14 protein-coding genes are annotated in these 17740 nt (G+C 53.2%); 1 reads left to right on the top strand and 13 read right to left on the bottom strand.

Annotated features, from left to right (window positions below; all coding sequences use genetic code 11):
• Window positions 1–22 precede the first annotated feature (22 nt).
• From QV747_RS00345 to QV747_RS00310, 8 genes are all read right to left on the bottom strand, one after another.
• Complete coding sequence (locus QV747_RS00345; protein ID WP_028448677.1) at window positions 23–1129, bottom strand: ABC transporter ATP-binding protein; 1107 nt, start codon at window positions 1127–1129, stop codon at window positions 23–25.
• A gap of 58 nt (window positions 1130–1187) precedes the next feature.
• Window positions 1188–2123 (bottom strand): carbohydrate ABC transporter permease, encoded by a 936-nt coding sequence (locus QV747_RS00340; RefSeq protein WP_034618642.1) that lies wholly within the window; start codon window positions 2121–2123, stop codon window positions 1188–1190.
• 22 nt (window positions 2124–2145) lie between these two features.
• Window positions 2146–3021, bottom strand: a complete 876-nt coding sequence (locus QV747_RS00335; protein ID WP_028448675.1) for a carbohydrate ABC transporter permease — start codon at window positions 3019–3021, stop codon at window positions 2146–2148.
• 379 nt (window positions 3022–3400) lie between these two features.
• A complete protein-coding gene (locus QV747_RS00330) occupies window positions 3401–4651 on the bottom strand; it encodes an ABC transporter substrate-binding protein (protein ID WP_047395598.1) in 1251 nt (416 codons plus the stop codon).
• 697 nt (window positions 4652–5348) lie between these two features.
• The gene (locus QV747_RS00325) at window positions 5349–6089 is read right to left on the bottom strand and encodes a GntR family transcriptional regulator (RefSeq protein WP_273428552.1); all 741 of its coding nucleotides are present in this window, start codon (window positions 6087–6089) and stop codon (window positions 5349–5351) included.
• A 25-nt stretch (window positions 6090–6114) separates the two neighbouring features.
• Window positions 6115–6993 (bottom strand): BadF/BadG/BcrA/BcrD ATPase family protein, encoded by an 879-nt coding sequence (locus QV747_RS00320; RefSeq protein ID WP_273428555.1) that lies wholly within the window; start codon window positions 6991–6993, stop codon window positions 6115–6117.
• Window positions 6994–7252: 259 nt separating this feature from the next.
• The gene (locus QV747_RS00315; RefSeq protein ID WP_273428558.1) at window positions 7253–7939 is read right to left on the bottom strand and encodes a phosphoadenylyl-sulfate reductase; all 687 of its coding nucleotides are present in this window, start codon (window positions 7937–7939) and stop codon (window positions 7253–7255) included.
• Between the two features lie 35 nt (window positions 7940–7974).
• Window positions 7975–8760 carry a sulfite exporter TauE/SafE family protein gene (locus QV747_RS00310; protein WP_028448670.1) on the bottom strand — a complete coding sequence of 262 codons (786 nt, stop codon included), beginning with the start codon at window positions 8758–8760 and terminating at the stop codon, window positions 7975–7977.
• Between the two features lie 118 nt (window positions 8761–8878).
• On the opposite strand from QV747_RS00310, the gene cysB reads away from it, so the two are divergent.
• Entirely contained in the window at window positions 8879–9817 is a 939-nt protein-coding gene (cysB, locus tag QV747_RS00305; RefSeq protein ID WP_028448669.1) for an HTH-type transcriptional regulator CysB, read from the top strand.
• Between the two features lie 242 nt (window positions 9818–10059).
• On the opposite strand, the gene QV747_RS00300 is transcribed toward cysB, so the two are convergent.
• The 5 genes from QV747_RS00300 to QV747_RS00280 all read right to left on the bottom strand — a co-directional run bounded on the left by QV747_RS00300 (window position 10060) and on the right by QV747_RS00280 (window position 17719).
• Window positions 10060–10623, bottom strand: coding sequence for an NUDIX domain-containing protein (locus QV747_RS00300; RefSeq protein ID WP_273428561.1), 564 nt, complete (start codon window positions 10621–10623; stop codon window positions 10060–10062).
• A gap of 102 nt (window positions 10624–10725) precedes the next feature.
• Entirely contained in the window at window positions 10726–13188 is a 2463-nt protein-coding gene (gene glgP, locus QV747_RS00295; RefSeq protein ID WP_373317269.1) for a glycogen/starch/alpha-glucan family phosphorylase, read from the bottom strand.
• A 34-nt stretch (window positions 13189–13222) separates the two neighbouring features.
• On the bottom strand, window positions 13223–14656 hold the full coding sequence (gene glgA, locus QV747_RS00290; protein WP_273428564.1) for a glycogen synthase GlgA: 1434 nt from the start codon (window positions 14654–14656) through the stop codon (window positions 13223–13225).
• Window positions 14657–14737: 81 nt separating this feature from the next.
• Window positions 14738–16018: a glucose-1-phosphate adenylyltransferase gene (gene glgC / locus QV747_RS00285; RefSeq protein ID WP_028448665.1), complete on the bottom strand. Its 1281-nt coding sequence runs from the start codon at window positions 16016–16018 to the stop codon at window positions 14738–14740.
• A gap of 69 nt (window positions 16019–16087) precedes the next feature.
• Window positions 16088–17719: an alpha-D-glucose phosphate-specific phosphoglucomutase gene (locus QV747_RS00280; protein WP_273428566.1), complete on the bottom strand. Its 1632-nt coding sequence runs from the start codon at window positions 17717–17719 to the stop codon at window positions 16088–16090.
• Window positions 17720–17740: the final 21 nt, after the last annotated feature.

Here is a 17740-nt window from a genome sequence, read left to right as displayed (position 1 = left end):
TTTTTATTGCAAGGCGAGTTGCTTATTTTTTCAGGCGTTTGAATGCCAGGCCTTCTGCATCAAACAGCATGCATTGAGATTCTGGGAATTTAACGCGGATTGCATCGCCGTATTTAAGGCCGGTCATGTTCGCTGGCAACTTCATGCAGATGATTTCGTTGATGCCAGGGATTTCGATGTAGGCCAGCACGATATCACCCAAGTGTTCGGTCAGATCAACGCGGGCTGGAATACCTTCCGCATCGCCTTCAGCGCACAGTTCGATGTGCTCTGGACGGATACCGATGGTCACTTTGTCGCCCACTTTGGCGCGACCAGCGTCCACAGAAGCACGCACGGTAATGCCTTTAGGCAGACGAACAACCGCAGAGCCTTGCTCCAGACCCACCAGTTGTGATTCGAACAGATTCATTTTTGGTGAACCAAGGAACGAAGCCACGAACAGATTCGATGGGTTTTCGTACATTTCCAGCGGGCTACCCACCTGCTGCACGATACCGGCATTGAAGACCACGATACGGTCAGCCAGTGTCATCGCCTCAACCTGATCATGCGTTACATACAGCATGGTGGTTTTCAGTTCTTGGTGCAGCTTAGACAGCTCAACACGCATGTTCAGACGCAGTGCGGCATCCAGGTTAGACAGTGGCTCGTCGAACAGGAAGACTTTCGGGTTACGTACGATCGCACGGCCGATCGCCACACGCTGACGCTGACCACCTGACAGAGCCTTAGGCTTGCGCTCCAGCAAGTGGGTCATTTGCAGAATTTCAGCGGCTTTTTTCACGCGCTGGTCGATTTCCGCTTTCGGAGTGCCGGCCAGTTTCAGCGCAAACGCCATATTGTCGTATACCGACATGTGTGGATACAGCGCGTATGACTGGAACACCATCGCGATACCGCGTTTTGAAGCGTGGATGTCATTTGACAGGGTGTCGCCGATGTACAGCTCGCCTGAAGTGATTTCTTCAAGACCGGCGATCATCCGCATCATGGTTGATTTACCGCAGCCTGATGGGCCTACGAATACCACGAATTCACCGTCTTTAATTTCCAGATCTACGCCTTTGATCACACAAACGTCTTTGGTGTAGTTCTTTTTGATGTTTTTAAGGGTCAAGCCAGCCATGATTAGTTTTCCTTAATTCTGAATTGGGTTGATTTCTGCGTGTCAAAACACGATCAAATTATTTAACTGCGCCGTCCATGCCGGAGATGAAGTAGCGCTGAGTGAAGGCAAAGAACACCAGTACTGGAATAACCGTCAGTACGATGGCTGCCATCAATGTGTTTTGTGAACCAGACAGTGGACCAGTCAGGTCATTAAATACCCCAACGGCCAATGGCTGCATTTCTTTGGCACGCAGTACAACCGATGGCCACAGGAAGTCATTCCAAGTGTTCACCAGTGTAAAGATACCCAGCGCGGCGATTGATGGTGCAGTTACTGGCAACATCACACGCCACAGAATTTGCATCTCGGTTGCGCCATCAACACGGGCCGCGTCGATCAGATCTTGCGGCACCGCTTCGAAGGCTTGTTTCATCAAGAAGATACCAAACGCACCGGCCACTGATGGCGCTACAGCTGAGAAGTAGCTATTCAGACCGATGAATTTACGCCAGGTGCCTTCATCACTGCCGGTCAGCACCAATTGCAACCAGTTCGCGAAATCACCGAAGTTTTTAATGGTGATGTAGTTCGGCACGATACTGGCTTCCGCTGGCAGCATCATGGTGACGATGATGGCCACGAAGATGAAGTTGCGGCCGAAGAATTTCATCCGCGCCAGTGGGTAAGCCGCCAACACCGAAATCACCACGGTACCGATCACCGCCATGGTGGTGATGATCACCGAGTTGATGAAGTATTGAGTGAATGGAATTTCAACGAATACACGATGAATCCACGAGAAAGTCACCCCAATGCTATATACGCCGTTTTCATCTGCCACATGAGGCACAAACCCTTGTGGGAAACGGTAAGCCACTGAGCCGTCTGTCGACAGACCGAAAGCGGCCGCCCATAACAGCGGGAAAGTGGTGAACAAACCGAATGCCAGCAAACTTGCGTATTGCGCAGACAATACCAACGCTCGATTCAATACCTTTTTATTCAACATGATTCTCTATCTCCTCGAGGTATTACTTGTCGCCAAAGAAGCGGAACTGAATGGCAGCCAAGACCATGCAGAAGAAGGTCACCACCAGACCAGCCGCGGCAGACACACCAAAGTCGTAATTGCGGAAGGCTTGGTCGTACACATAGAAGAGTGCGGTGTAAGTTTCAGCTTTACCATCGGTCAGTACTACCACCTCTTGGAACACCTTCAGCGCACCAATGGTCGAGAGCATGGTACACAGCAGAATGGTGGGTTTAACCATCGGTACAGTGATGCGCCAGAAGCGATCCCACGCATTCGCCCCATCCAGAATGGCCGCCTCTTCCACTTCGGTTGGAATAGCTTGCAAACCAGCAAGATACAGTACCATGTAGTAACCGATACCTTTCCAGAAGGTAAAGATCATGATGGAGTACATGGCAATGCTAGGTTCTTGCAGCCACTGAATCTCAACCAGTTTGTCTTGTGGATACAGGTGGAAGAAATGCAGGATGGTGCTTAAAAATTCATTCAAGAGACCGTCGTATTTGAAAACGAATGTCCATACCACACCGGCGATAGAGATCGCAGTAATTACAGGAATGTAATAAACAGCGCGGAAAAAAGTCATGCCCGGCAACTTATTGTTAACCAGTTTCGCAATCAGCAAGGAAGCCAATTGAATAACTGGCACAACAATCAGGAACAACAAAGAGTTCTTGACAGCTTGGTGAAAGAGAGGCTCTTCCCAAATACGAACAAAGTTCGCAAAGTTATTCCACTCGGTCGCACCCCCGGCAATTTCATAATTATGAAACGCCAAGAAGGTGTTGAACCCAACCGGCCAGAATACAAAGATACCCATAAAGATCAAGGCTGGCGCCAAGAAGAAATAGGCTAAAAAGTTGGAGTTTTTCACGTTTCGACTCTTTGGTGTGTTGCAGACAAGGTTGATAATACCGAGCAGGCCATAAAAGCGACTTGATATTAACCAAACCCAAGCGAAATTACAGCCCTCGCATTATAACTTAGACAACCTGATTTTTCACAGTCCTATAGGTAGTTTTTCGTATTGTCTATTAGTCTCAACTAGGAAACCAACAAAGCCTTACATTCAAAAAAAGCTTGCACAGCAACAACTTGGCGCATGACTGAATATAAAGCCAACTCCAAACACCCTATACCCATATTATTAAAATGGGTATAACCATCAATATTAAGATTCAATAATATAAAACTGCAAAAAACAAAACGGCGAATGCCTGCGCATTCGCCGTTTATTATCGATCTACGCTAAATTATTTAGCAGCAGACAGACGTTTGTTTGAATCAGCAACTGCTTGGTCCAGCGCGTCTTTCACAGAAATACGGCCTTGCAGAGCAGCTTCGATTTTCTCGTCCATGGCTTTAGACAGAGCGCCTTCATCCACGTTACCTGGCAGATCTTTCAGGAACAGGTGACGAGTTTTGTCGATAACCAGACCACCCATTTTGAATGCTTTCTTGCCTGGGTCAGTCATGTCGTTCAGAGCTGGGTCTTTAGCTGCAGCAGCATTTGCGTTCTTAGTAGAAGCGAATGTGTAAGAAGCTTTAGCGAATTGCTCTTGAGCCCACTCACCAGTGATGAAGTTACCAACCACACCTACTGATTTCAGATCTTTCTGGCCTTTTGGCACTACGTACATAGTAGTCCAGCCGCCGAATGCCAGTTTGCCGTTGTCACCCAATGGGAAAGTGGTAACGTCAGCTGCTTTGTAAGCGGCTGGGTTAGCATCTTTAATTTTCTTAACAGCGTGACCGCCTTCAGCAAACATACCAACGCCACCGTTCGCGAACATAGCGATTTGTTCGTCGAAAGTCAGGTTAGTATCTTTAACGATGGTGCCTTCTTTGTAAGCTTTAGCAAATTTCTCAACCAGAGCTACGTGAGCTGGGCTGTTGTAAACAGCTTTGCCGTTTTGGATAACTGGCAGACCTTCAAACATGAACCAGCCAGTGAAACCGTCTTGCAGTTTTGGCGCCCAGCCTGGTTTGCCAGTAGCGGCTTTGATCTTAGCTGCAGCAGCGAATACGTCGTCCAGAGTTTTGAATTCTGGTTTAACGCCAGCTTTAGCCAGGATGTCTTTGTTGTAAACCATTACGGCAGTCACTTGGTATGAAGGGAAGCCGTAGATTTTGCCGTCAGTAGTCGCGTTAGCCAGAGCAGCAGCGGTGTACTGTGATTTGTTGATGATGCTGTCAACTGGAGTCAACAGCTTAGGAGCCATTTCAACCATCCAGTTAGTCGGAACCAGAGCCAGACCTGGAACGTTACCTTCAGCAACCGCAGCTACGATTGCAGGCTTCATTGCGCCCCAGCCAAGGTCTTTCTGAACAACTTGGATGTCTTTGTTGGTAGAGTTGAATTTTTCAACCACTTGTTTGTGGTATGCATCGTAAGTTGGTGCCAGAGAGTGAGACCAGAACTCAACTTTAGTTGCAGCTTGAGCAGAAACGATTGATGCAGCAAACAGGGTAGCACCAACGATAACAGAACGCTTAAAGTTCATAACAACTCCTAACATGGACATGAGTACGTGCAACACTGGGGTCGCAACTGTTTAACAACTGCGAAACTACTTTAAAGCAGAATAAATTTCAGAGTCAACACGATTATTGAAAGCTTGAAACCTGTTTGATACAGGGCAAAACCTACAACAAACCGTCATATCGAGTCAGCATAAATGAACCTTATTCTGCTTGGTTCTCACTGATCCGGACACCGTTTTTGATGCCTGCTCTAAAACTTCAGGAGCAAGATTACCCCAATTCATCTGGCCGGTGTACCAGCGTAATGACGCAAAAAACGCTTTCTTGGGTGCGGCAAACGACATTTCGGGGTGATCTTCTAGCGGCTAATCCATCGGCATAAGTAAATCGATGTAGGAAAAAACCCCTACAAAGATGCACGACTACATTCCAAAAAGACCAGTCACACAGTTTTCCTCAGTAAATCATCACTCTAAGCCGCAAGTAGCAGCACAACTTTGGTGCAACAACTGAAAAATTACACACCAAAAAGCAAGTGAATTACATCAAAAATGCCGACAGTCGAACTAGACCACCCGAAAAAATATGACAAGCACAAGCGCAAACCGGCTTCCTGACGGTCGAAAATCACGTGTTTTTTTGTATCATCAATGCAACAAAGTGAAAAAAAACGCACAAGCAAGGCTTGTGCGTTTGGTTTTGGGCCGGCAAACGTGACTAACGATACAGCTCAACTACAAAGTCATAGTAGTCACTACGGAACCAAGAGTGAGTCAACTCCACGGCCGAGCCATCTTCCAAATAGCCGACCCGAGTTAAATGCAGCATCGCAGCGCCCGGCTCTACCCCGGTTAACTTGGCCATCTCTTCACTGGCATTGACGGCACCAATGTTTTGAATGGCACGCACCACGCTGATATTGGCTTCGCGCAGGAAGTCATACAGCGATTCGCCGATTTTTTCTGGCTCTGACACATAGTGGTACGGTAAGGCTGTACGCTCGACTGCCATCACCACATCATTTGCCAGTCGCAAGCGCTCCAAATAGGCGATCCGACTATTGGGGCTCAGATTCAAGCGCAATAGCTCTTCGGAACCGGCCAACATGATTTCGCGCTTCAGCCACTTCGATGAAGGCCGAAAACCGCGTTGCTTCAGCATTTCGGATAGATTGGTAAGTCGCGTTAAGGGCTGCTCTAGCTTGGGAGTAATATAAGTACCCGAGCCTTGTCGCCGCAAAATCAAGCCTTGCTCGAACAATAGATCGAGTGCCTTACGGGCGGTAACCCGCGAAATGCCCAGCACATCGCAAAAAGTTCGCTCGGAAGGAAGCGGATCATCCGCCTTCCAAAAGCCCGCATGAATGGCGGCCGCCAGTTTATGGCCGAATTGAAGATAGAGCGGTGTCGCGCTGTCGTTGTCCGGCTTGAGTACCAGCAGCTTATTCAGATTCTGCATCCTGCTTCCTTCACTGACCTACTAATTAGCGATATTCACGAGCGATCAAGATTAAAGCACCGGCACATGAATCTTTTTGTGGGCGCGAAGTGGTGGCCAAGAAGTCCGCCGGAATATATGGGCGCAAAGCTTCTGAAAGGCCACCGCCACAAATGGCAATTGGCAACTCGGGGGCGCTAGCGCGCAGTGCACTGGCGATATTGACAATCTCTTGCCCAGCATCCAGGAGGAAAGACTTAGCAACCTCATCGCTCTGACCGAATTCCACCACCACCGGTGAGAGCGACGCGCATTCGCCCTGCTTCATCTTGCCCATCCAGGCAAAAACCTGCTCACGCGTATCGCCAGTAATACTCAGCAGCTTGCGGCCAAAATCAGTCAATGGACGACGACCATCCATAATACGCTGCACATGATTAATGGCTTTCAGACCCAAATAAGCGCCCGAGCCTTCATCGGAAGTGGGAAAACCCCAACCACCGACTTCCAAGCGCTCACCACTAGGCAGCCAGGCCTCACCAATCGAGCCGGTACCAATTGCGATGATCGCGCCGTGGTCACCATTGTGAGCACCGAGCAAGGTTGAATAGCCATCGGTCTCCACAATGATGCGGCCAAAGCCAGGGTTTTTAGCGATGAATTCATCCGCCCAAGCTTTAACCGTAACGCCTGACAAACCAAAACCAACCGCACAGCGGGCAAAGTCAACCTCGCCCAGACCCAGCTTATTAAAACCATCTTTAATCGCGGCCGTGATATTGGCCCAGGCTTTATCAATCCCTTGCCCGAGTGCAGAAGCCCCCGCTTCCGCGCGCACAAGTTCAACGCCGTCCAGCTTAGCGATCGTGATCCGGGTCCCCGTACCGCCCCCATCTACCCCGATCAGATATTCGATTTGACTCATTCACATTCCCCTTGTGCGATTTGAATTGCCCCTGTCGCTACGTTCAAACTCGGCTGCGCCACTTGCAGACCAGTTTGCTGTAGTTAATCAGGGGCTTCTGTGTTTATGCATGGAAATTAAGGCTCTACGCATCGCTCATCACATGCGTTAGCGCAGGCACATGCATACCAATTTAGAGATGTGCTGACTTGGTGTCAATTACTGCACCAAATAAAATGCCTCGCGATTGCGAGGCATTTTGCGCTGAGCCAAAAGGGCTTCAGATTTTTTTAACGTGCAGACCACATTCTTTTGAATCTGGATTTTCCCACCACCAGCGGCCCGCGCGTACATCTTCGCCCATGGCAATCGGCCGCGTACAGGGCGCACAGCCAATCGACGGTACGTGTTGATCATGCAGTTTATTGTAGGGAATATTCTGCGCGCGAATATAGGCCCAGACTTCTTTCTCGGTCCACTCGATCAGTGGGTTGAATTTCTCCAGTCCATTGCCGCTATCGTATTCCTGATAGCCCAGATCAGTGCGGGTGGGCGACTGCTGACGACGCAAACCCGTTACCCACGCTGTCTGCCCTTGCAGCGCCCGTTGCAATGGCTCGATTTTACGAATATGGCAGCAGCTTTTGCGCAGCTCTACCGATTCATAAAATGCATTAATACCGTGTTGATTCACATATTGCTCAACCGCAGCCGTTGCAGGGAAATACACTTTAATTGGATGTGTTGGATAGTGCTGCGCCACTTCCTGCATCAGCGTGTAGGTTTCAGCTGGCAAACGCCCAGTATCCAAACTAAAAATCTGGATCGGCAAATTCAGCTTGGCGATCAGATGCGTAATCACCATGTCTTCGGCGCCGAATGAGTTGGCAAAGACCGCCGGCGCGAAATCGCTAGCGATTTTTTGCAGCAAGGCGGAGGTTTCTTGCAGTTTCTGTTCAAAATCCATCTTTATTCTTCCCTATGCAAAGTGTGCAGCTTGGCTTAAAACACCAGCTTCCAGCCAATAAAGGCCAGCATAACGGCCAGACAGGGGCGCAGGATACCATCAGACACCCGCCCCGTGATGTGGCTTCCCAGATAAATGCCCGGCAACGAGCCCATCAGCAAAAAGCCCAGCAAGCTCCAATCCATATTCCCCATCCCGGCGTGCCCCAACCCAGCCACGAGTGTCAACGGCACCGCATGGGCAATTTCGGTCCCAACCAGACGTTTGGTCGGCAGCAAAGGATAAAGAATAAACAGCGCCACCGTACCCAGTGCGCCCGCGCCAATTGAAGTCAGCGTCACAATCGCCCCCAGGAGTACCCCCACTAGCACGGTCAGGAGATTGAGCCGTGGGCCGCTGGCATGAAAAGCATCCCCGGCATGGCGCTGGGCAAAGGCCACCAACTGCTGTTTGAATACAATTGCCACCGCGGTGAAGAGTAAGGCAATCCCCAAGCCATGCTTAATCGCAGCGTTCACGGCTTTGGTATCCGCATGCAGCTGGTGCAGCACCAGCAAGGTCAGCGCTGCCGCTGGCACACTTCCTAAAGCTAGCCAGCCGGTGATTTTCCAGTCGATATTTTTGTTTTTCTGATGCACATAAATGCCGCCCGATTTGGTAATCGCGGCATACAGCAGATCAGTCCCCACTGCCGTGGCGGGGTTAATGCCGAAAAACAGCAAAATTGGGGTCATCAGCGAGCCGCCGCCTACGCCAGTCATGCCGACAATAAAGCCCACCACCAAGCCGGCAATCACAAAACCATACCAAGCGACTTCCATCTCGCAACCCTGTTGAGTACTTATTTTTTGAAGAGCATCATCATAACCGCGACATTTAGATCGCCTTAGATTATTCTGTTAGTATGTTATAAGCGATTGTTCTTAGCGGAGAGATGGGATGAAATTGCAGCAGTTGCGCTACCTGGTCGAAGTGGCCAAACAGGGGCTTAATGTCTCGGAGGCCGCCGAGAAGTTGCATACGTCTCAGCCGGGGATCTCCAAGCAAATCCGTTTGCTGGAAGATGAACTGGGCGTGCAGATCTTTATCCGCAATGGCAAACGCGTGGTCGATATTACCCCACCGGGCCGCGAAATTTTGCGCATTGCCGAGCGGATTTTGATGCAATCGCAAAATCTGAAACGCATCGGTGAAGAATTTGTGCAGGTGGAAAACGGCAGCCTCACCATTGCCACCACCCACACCCAGGCGCGCTATGCGCTGCCTAAAGTGATTCAGGCCTTTTTGCAGCGCTATCCGAAAGTACGGCTTTCGATTAAGCAGGGCAGCCCGACGCAAATTTCCGAGATGGTCGTCGATGGCAGTGCCGATCTAGCCATTGCCACCGAGGGGATCGACCATTATCCCGAGCTAGCCATGCTTGATTGCTATGACTGGAACCGCTGCATCATCGTGCCGAAAGGCCACCCACTTACCCAGCTAAACCGCCCGCTGAGCATGCACGACATCGCTGCCTGGCCGCTGATTACCTACGATTTTGCCTTTACCGGCCGCTCGAAAATCAATCGCGCCTTCGCGGCCCTGCAGCTGGAGCCCAATGTTGTGCTGACCGCGATTGACTCGGACATTATCAAAACCTATGTCGAGCTGGGCTTGGGGGTTGGGATTCTAGCCAGCCAGGCTTTCGAGCCGGAGCGCGATCTAAATCTGGTAGCGATCGACGCCTCGCATCTATTTGAAAAATCCACCACCCACATCGGGGTGCGTAAAGATGCCTATTTGCGCGGCTACGCCTTTGATTTCATCGCCCTCTTCGCGCCGCACCTCACGCGCGAAGTGGTGCAAGACGCGCTGCTGTGCGAAGTGGCGGAAGAATAAACCAAGGGTATATTGCTGCAAACCTTATTTATAAATACCCGCATGCACATACCCTTAACAATCAAATACGATGACGTTCAAGCGAGCCAAAGCTCTGGCATCACGAATTGCTAGCCGCGCAGTATTAAGATCTTGGGCAAAATTGATCATGCTAGCGCGGCGCATAATCAGCTTTTCTAAGCCGAGCGGATCAAGCCCGTGGCAGCCCTGACAGCCACGCGGCTTTGCCAGCCAAGGCCTGCTTAACGCAGGCCTTTTTGTTGCGCCCAGAAAATGCCGCTGACGGTTTTGGCATCGGTGATGGTGCCATCAAGCACACCGGCCACCAGCTCATCCATACTCACCGCCACACACTCAACAAACTCACCTTCGTCCAGTTGCGCTTCTCCGGCGGTCAGGCCTTTGGCGAGGAAAAGGCGAATTTCTTCGTCGGTGTAGCTGATGATCGGATGCAAGACGCCGAGAAATTCCCACTCGCTGGCGGTGTAGCCCGTTTCTTCCAGCAATTCGCGCTGGGCACACAGCAGCGCATCTTCGCCCGCTTCAAGCTTGCCGGCTGGGAATTCCAGAAACACCCGATGCAGCGGGTAACGATACTGGCGCTCCAACAACAAACGGCCATCGGGCAGTACCGGAATAATCATCACCGCACCAGGGTGCAAGATGTATTCGCGCGTGGCGGTGCTGCCATCGGGCAAACCGACGGTATCGCGGTTGACGTGCAATAGATTGCCATCGAACACCCGTTGGGTTTCGAGCGTGGCTTCCAGTAGCTTGGGGTCTTGCAGGTCTTCAATTAAAGGCATTAGCGAGTTAGTCCACAGAGATCATCAAATGCAACGCGGCGGGATCAATAAGCCAACGGCAACCGCGAAGGGTTGCCGTTGAGTTTACCGCGAAATACCTGCTTAAAGTTTGACCGGGGTCGTATGCCAGATTTGCGCAGCGTATTCGCTGATGGTGCGATCGGAAGAGAAGCGCCCCATTCCGGCCACGTTCAGAATGGCTTTTTTCGCCCATTCATCCGGCTTGGCATACAGCGCATCCACTTTTTCTTGCGTGGCAATATACGACTCATAATCGGCCAGCAGCTGATAATGATCGCCCCAGTTCACCAACACATCAAAAATCACGCGATAGCGCTCTGGTTCTTGTGGGCTAAAGAAACCATTGGCCAGCTGATTCAGTACTTCGCGCAACTCGGCGTTATGCTCGTAAATTGCGCGTGGCTGATAGCCGTTTTTGCGCAGGGCATTCACTTGCTCGGTGGTATTGCCAAAGATAAAGATATTTTCTTCGCCCACCGCCGCCTGCATTTCCACATTGGCCCCATCCAGCGTGCCGATGGTCAGCGCGCCATTGAGGGCAAATTTCATATTGCCGGTACCCGAGGCTTCGGTGCCGGCGGTGGAAATCTGCTCGGACAAATCAGCGGCCGGGATAATTACTTCGGCCAGGCTCACCGAATAATTCGGAACAAACACCACTTTGAGCTTATCGCCTACTCGTGGGTCATTATTGATTTTGATGCCCACATCGTTGATCAGCTGAATCACCAGCTTGGCCATTTTGTAGGCCGAGGCAGCTTTACCGGCAAACACCACCACCCGCGGCTGGATCGGGGCGTCGGGGTTAGCCAGAATGCGGTTGTAGCGGGTAATCACATGCAGCACATTCAGCAATTGCCGTTTGTATTCGTGAATGCGCTTCACCTGCACATCAAAGAGCGCATCAGGATTAATCACCCCGCCCAGGCGGCGCGCCACAAAGCGGGCCAGCCGCTCTTTATTGGCATGCTTGGCCGCGCGAAAATCCGCCACAAACTGCGGAAAATCGGCATGGGCCTTCAGCTCGCTGAGCTCATCCAGCCGTACGCGCCAAGTGTGGCCAATCTCTCGATCGATCAAGGTAGACAGCGACGGATTGGCCAGCGCCAGCCAGCGGCGTGGCGTCACGCCATTGGTCACATTGGTAAACCGCGCCGGGAACACCTTGGCCAGATCGGCAAAAATCGATTCCACCATCAGATCGGAATGCAGGGCCGACACTCCATTGATGGTATGGCTGGCCACCACCGCCAGATAAGCCATGCGTACCTTGCGCTCGCCATGCTCCTCGATCAATGACACACGACGCAGCAAATCAAAATCGCCGGGGAAGCGGGTGCTGACGTCTTTGAGGAATTTATCGTTGATATCAAAAATGATCTTCAGATGGCGTGGCAGCAGATGGCCGAGCATATCCACCGGCCAGGTTTCCAGCGCCTCAGACATCAAAGTGTGATTGGTGTAGCTAAATACCTGACTGGTAATCGCCCACGCTTCATCCCAGCTGTAATTAGCTTCATCCAGCAACACGCGCATTAATTCGGGGATGGCCAGTACGGGGTGAGTGTCGTTGAGGTGAATCGCGACTTTCTCGCCCAGATTATCCAGCGTTTCGTGGTTCATCCGGTGGCGGTGAATAATGTCCTGAATACTGGCCGCGCAGAAGAAATATTCTTGGCGCAAGCGCAGCTCTTTCCCGCTGTAGGTCGAGTCATCGGGATACAGCACGCGCGAGACGTTTTCCGAGACGTTTTTCTCCGCCACGGCCGAGAAATAATCACCCTCATTAAATTTCGACAGATTGATTTCGCGCGTCGAGCGGGCGGTCCACAAGCGCAAGGTATTGGTGGCCATGGTGTCATAGCCGGGAATAATGATGTCGTGCGCAACCGCCAGCACATCATTATGGGTATCAATCCAGCGCACTTTGCTGCCATCGCTTTCTAGCCGGCCACCAAAACGCACCCGGTAGCAGACTTCGTCGCGTGGGAAATCGAGGATATTCACCGAGCCCAGCCAGGTATCGGGCACTTCCACCTGCCGGCCTTCGATAATCCGCTGCTTGAACATCCCAAACTGATAGCGAATACCGTAACCCATGCCAGGGATGCCCAGCGTGGCCATCGAATCGAGAAAACACGCGGCCAGTCGCCCCAAACCGCCATTACCCAAGGCGGCATCAGGCTCCAGATGCACCAGATCGTCGTAATCCACGCCCATGTCATCCAGCGCACTGCGCACGGTATCTTCCATATCCAGCGCCAGCAAAGCATTAGAGAGCGCACGCCCGATCAGAAATTCCATCGAGAGGTAATACACCCGCTTTACATCTTGCGAGTATTGCGCGCGGGTGGTTTGCATCCAGCGCTCGACCATCTGGTCACGCACGGTGAGAAAGGTCGCATCCAGCCAATCTTTGGGCTGGGCCACGATCGGATCTTTCCCGATGGTGTACATCAGTTTATTGGCAATGGCTTTCTTGATCGCGGCCACATCGTGGCGATCGGTAACATCGTATTGAAACGGCATACTCATGCGTGACACTCCGTGTTGCGGGTTTGGCGATGATTCGCCCGGTTCAGGCACTAACTTGCTGATACAACGCTTGATACTGGTCAGCGGCCGCTGACCAGCCAAAATTTTGCTGCATGGCGGTTTTGCGTACTTGCTTCCATTCTTTGCTCCGCGCCCACAGGGCGAAGGCGCGCTTGATACCCCGGGTGAGTTCCTGGCTGGAGAACCCATCAAAGCTAAAGCCGGTGGCAATACCCTCGGCTAAATTCTCTAAGCTGCAATCGACCACCGTATCGGCCAGCCCCCCCACCCGCCGTACCAGTGGCAAGGTGCCGTATTGCAGACCATACAACTGCGTGAGGCCACACGGCTCGAATCGGCTTGGCACCATGATCACATCGCCTCCGGCGATCAATTGATGCGAAAACGTTTCATCGTAGCCAATTTTTACGGCCACTTGCGTCGGATTCGCTTGTGCCGCCGCAACAAAGGCTTCTTCCAGCGCAGTATCGCCACTGCCCAGCACAGCGAGCTGGCCACCTCGCGCGGTAATTTCCGGCAGCGCCGCCAGCACCAGCTGCAGGCCTTTTTGCTCGGTCAGGCGGCTGACCACCACAAACAGCGGAGCGTCATCCTGCACATTCAGCCCCAGCTGGGCTTGCAGGGCGGCTTTGCATTTGGCTTTACCGGCGGGTTTATCGACGCTGTAATTGGCCACCAGTGCGGTATCAGTGGCGGGATGCCAAACGGCCGGATCCACGCCATTGAGTACCCCCGCCAATACCGCGGCCCGGCTGCGCAACAAGCCATCCAGCCCGCAGCCTTGCTCGGCGGTGGTGATTTCTTGCGCGTAACTTGGCGACACCGTTGTTACGCGGTCGGCATACACGATACCGGCCTTCATAAACGACAGCTGGCCATAGTATTCCAGCCCATCCACCGCAAAAAATTCGGCGGGTAGTTGCAGCCGGGCAAAAGTCTCGGCAGCAAATACACCCTGATAGGCCAGATTATGAATCGTGTAGATGCACGGCACTGACCGGCCCGCGGCGGCCAGATAAGCCGGCGTGAGCGCGGCATGCCAGTCATGGGCATGCACCAACTGCGGCTGCCACAGCGGATCGACGCCTTGCGCCAACTGGGCGGCGGCCCAGCTCAGCAGCGCAAAGCGCTCGGCATTGTCGGCATAGGCCTCGCCATTGGCCGCTTGGTATGGATTACCCGGGCGATCGTAATAATGCGGCGCATCGAGTAAATACACCGGCAGCCCCGCTGCCGTTTCCCCAAAGAGCAGTCGGCACGGCGTGCCCAAGCCATCTAGCTGGGCCACTTCGCCCCGAATTTCCACCGTGGCCAGCAGCGCGGGGAAAGCCGGCAGCAATGTCCGGACTTCTTCCCCCACCTGCCCCAAAGCCGCCGGCAGCGCACCGGTGACATCAGCGAGGCCGCCAGTTTTCAGCAGCGGGAACATTTCGGCACACACTTGCAGAATTCGCATTCTCGATCCTTTGCAGAAGTTAGCTCGGGCCAGCGCCCATCCGCAGCATTATCTGCGCGCTAAATGAAACCGCTGTGGCATTTAGGCTGGCAGTTTGGCCAGCATGTCTTTGGTGATCAGGGTAACGCCGGTTTCGGTGCGGTAGAAACGGCGCGCATCTTCCTCAACGTTCTCGCCCACAATCGTGCCTTCCGGAATCTGGCAGCCACGATCAATCACGCAGCGGCGCAAACGCGAACCGCGCCCCACTACCACCTCCGGCAAAATCACCGCCGAATCAATCGTGCAGAACGAATGCACCCGCACCTGCGAAAACAGCACCGAATTAATCACCAGCGAGCCGGACACAATACAACCGCCCGACACCAGCGAATTGAGCGTCATACCGTGACTACCGTTGCGATCCTGCACAAACTTGGCCGGTGGTTGCTGCTCTTGCAATGTCCAGATCGGCCAGCTTTGATCGTAAACATCCAGCTCAGGGGTGACCGAAGCCAGATCAAGATTAGCGGCCCAGTAGGCATCCACCGTCCCCACATCGCGCCAGTAGGGATTGCCGCCGGATTCAGTTTGCACGCAAGAGAGGCTAAACGGGTGGGCAAAGGCTTTGCCTTCGCTCACGGCTTTCGGGATCAGGTCTTTACCAAAATCGTGACTCGAGCCCTCCACCTGGATGTCTTCTTCCAGCAAGCGCTCAAGGTAGGCCGTGTTAAAAATATAAATCCCCATCGAGGCGAGCGAGACCGCCTCATTGCCGGGCATGGCCGGCGGGTTCGCGGGCTTTTCGACAAAGTCGGTGATCTTGCGCGTTTCATCCACCGCCATCACTCCGAAGGCCGAAGCTTCTTCGCGCGGCACTTCGATACACGCCACGCTCACCTCGGCCCCGAGCAACACGTGATCGACCAGCATGCGCGAGTAATCCATTTTGTAGATGTGATCCCCCGCTAGAATCACCACATAATCTGAGCGGTAATTGCGCAAGATATCCAGGTTTTGATAAATCGCATCGGCCGTACCGCGATACCAATGCTCTTCGTTCACCCGCTGCTGCGCCGGCAAAACATCAACAAACTCATTCATTTCATTGCGCAGGAAAGACCAGCCGCGCTGCAGGTGGCGCATCAGCGAATGCGATTTGTACTGGGTAATCACCCCAATGCGGCGAATGCCCGAGTTAATGCAGTTGGATAATGCAAAATCGATAATGCGGAATTTGCCACCAAAGTACACCCCCGGTTTGGCGCGGTGATCGGTTAGGGCTTTTAAGCGTGAACCACGACCACCTGCCAATACCAGTGCCACGGCGCGGCCTGGCAATTGCCGGGCGAGCGTGGCTTTATCGATTAATTGCACTTCCATTCTTGCCTCTCCTGTCGCGGCCCGCCGGCATTGGCGGGCCCACTGCGCTATGAATTGAAAGCCGGGTGTTTAGGTCACCACGGTAGGTTGTTCGCGGCCGGTACGCTGGCGGATTTGCGCCACGGCATCAGCCAGCGCGATCAGCCCCGCCAGTGCGGTCTGGGTGGCGACGCCATGCTGGCTGGTATCAGCCTCGTATTTCTCCAGATACACGCGCAGCGTGGCGCCTTCAGTGCCCGTGCCCGAGAGGCGGAACACCACCCGGCTACCATCGGCCAGCAAAATGCGGATACCTTGTTTTTCGCTGCGTGAGCCATCCACCGGATCGTCGTAGGCAAAATCATCGGCGCTGGCAATGGCTTGCCCAGCGATGGTTTGGCCAGCCAACTGCGCCAATTGGCTGCGCAAATGCGCCATCAGGCCATTAGCGGCTTCGGTATCTAGTGCTTCGTAATCGTGGCGGGAATAAAAATGCCGGCCATAGGTTTGCCAGTGCTCGCTCACCAGCTCGGCCACCGATTTGCCAGTAACCGCCAAAAGATTGAGCCAGAACAGCACCGCCCACACGCCATCTTTCTCGCGCACATGACCCGAACCCGTGCCGTAACTTTCCTCACCGCACAACGTCACTTTGCCGGCATCGAGCAGATTGCCAAAGAATTTCCAACCGGTTGGCGTTTCAAAGCACGGCAAGCCCAGACGTTTGGCCACGGCATCAACAGCACACGAAGTGGGCATTGAGCGCGCCACCCCGGCGATCCCACCGGCATAGCCTTTCACCTGCGTGGCATTGGCGGCCATGACGGCCAGACTGTCGGATGGGGTCACAATAAATTGCCGGCCCACAATCATATTGCGGTCGGCATCGCCATCGCTGGCGGCGCCAAAATCGGGCGCATCCGCGGCGAACATTTGCTGCACCAGCGCTTCGGCATACACCGGATTCGGATCCGGATGCAGACCGCCAAAATCCTCCAGCGGGGTGCCATTCACCACGGTACCGGCTGGCGCGCCGAGCAGACCTTCGAGGATGCGCGTGGCGTAAGGGCCAGAAGCTGCGCACATCGCATCAAAACGCATCCGGTGGCCGGCGGCAAACCAGTTGCGAATCGCGGCAAAATCAAACAGGCTTTCCATCAGCTCGGCATAATCGGCGACCGAATCGATCACCCGCACCTGCATCTCGCCGATGGTATAGCTCGCTACGTTTTCAATATCAATGTCTGCAGCTTGATACACCCGGTAGGTATCAATCGACGTGGTGCGCTGGTAAATGGCTTCGGTGATTTTCTCGGGTGCGGGACCACCATTGGTCACATTATATTTAATGCCGAAATCACCCTCAGGGCCGCCCGGATTATGCGAGGCCGACAGCACAATCCCGCCCACGGCACCATGCTTGCGAATCACGCAGCTAACCGCCGGGGTCGACAGCAAACCACCCTGCCCCACCAACACCCGCGCCACCCCATTGGCCGCCGCCATCCGCAAAATGGTCTGGATCGCCGCGCGATTGTGATAACGGCCATCGCCACCCAGCACCAGCGTGCCGCCTTGCAGCTCGGGCACCACATCAAAAATCGCCTGCACAAAGTTTTCTAGATAATGCGGCTGCTGAAACACCGTTACCTTTTTGCGCAGGCCGGACGTCCCCGGGCGCTGGCCACTAAAGGCTTGTGTCGTTATGGTTTGAATTGTCATTGTGATTTGTTCCCTGATTGA

The organism is uncultured Chitinibacter sp. (assembly GCF_945957625.1).
Taxonomy (GTDB): Bacteria; Pseudomonadota; Gammaproteobacteria; order Burkholderiales; family Chitinibacteraceae; genus Chitinibacter; species Chitinibacter tainanensis.
Note: the sequence above shows the minus strand (reverse complement) of the source record. Positions and strands in the feature narration are given on the sequence as shown.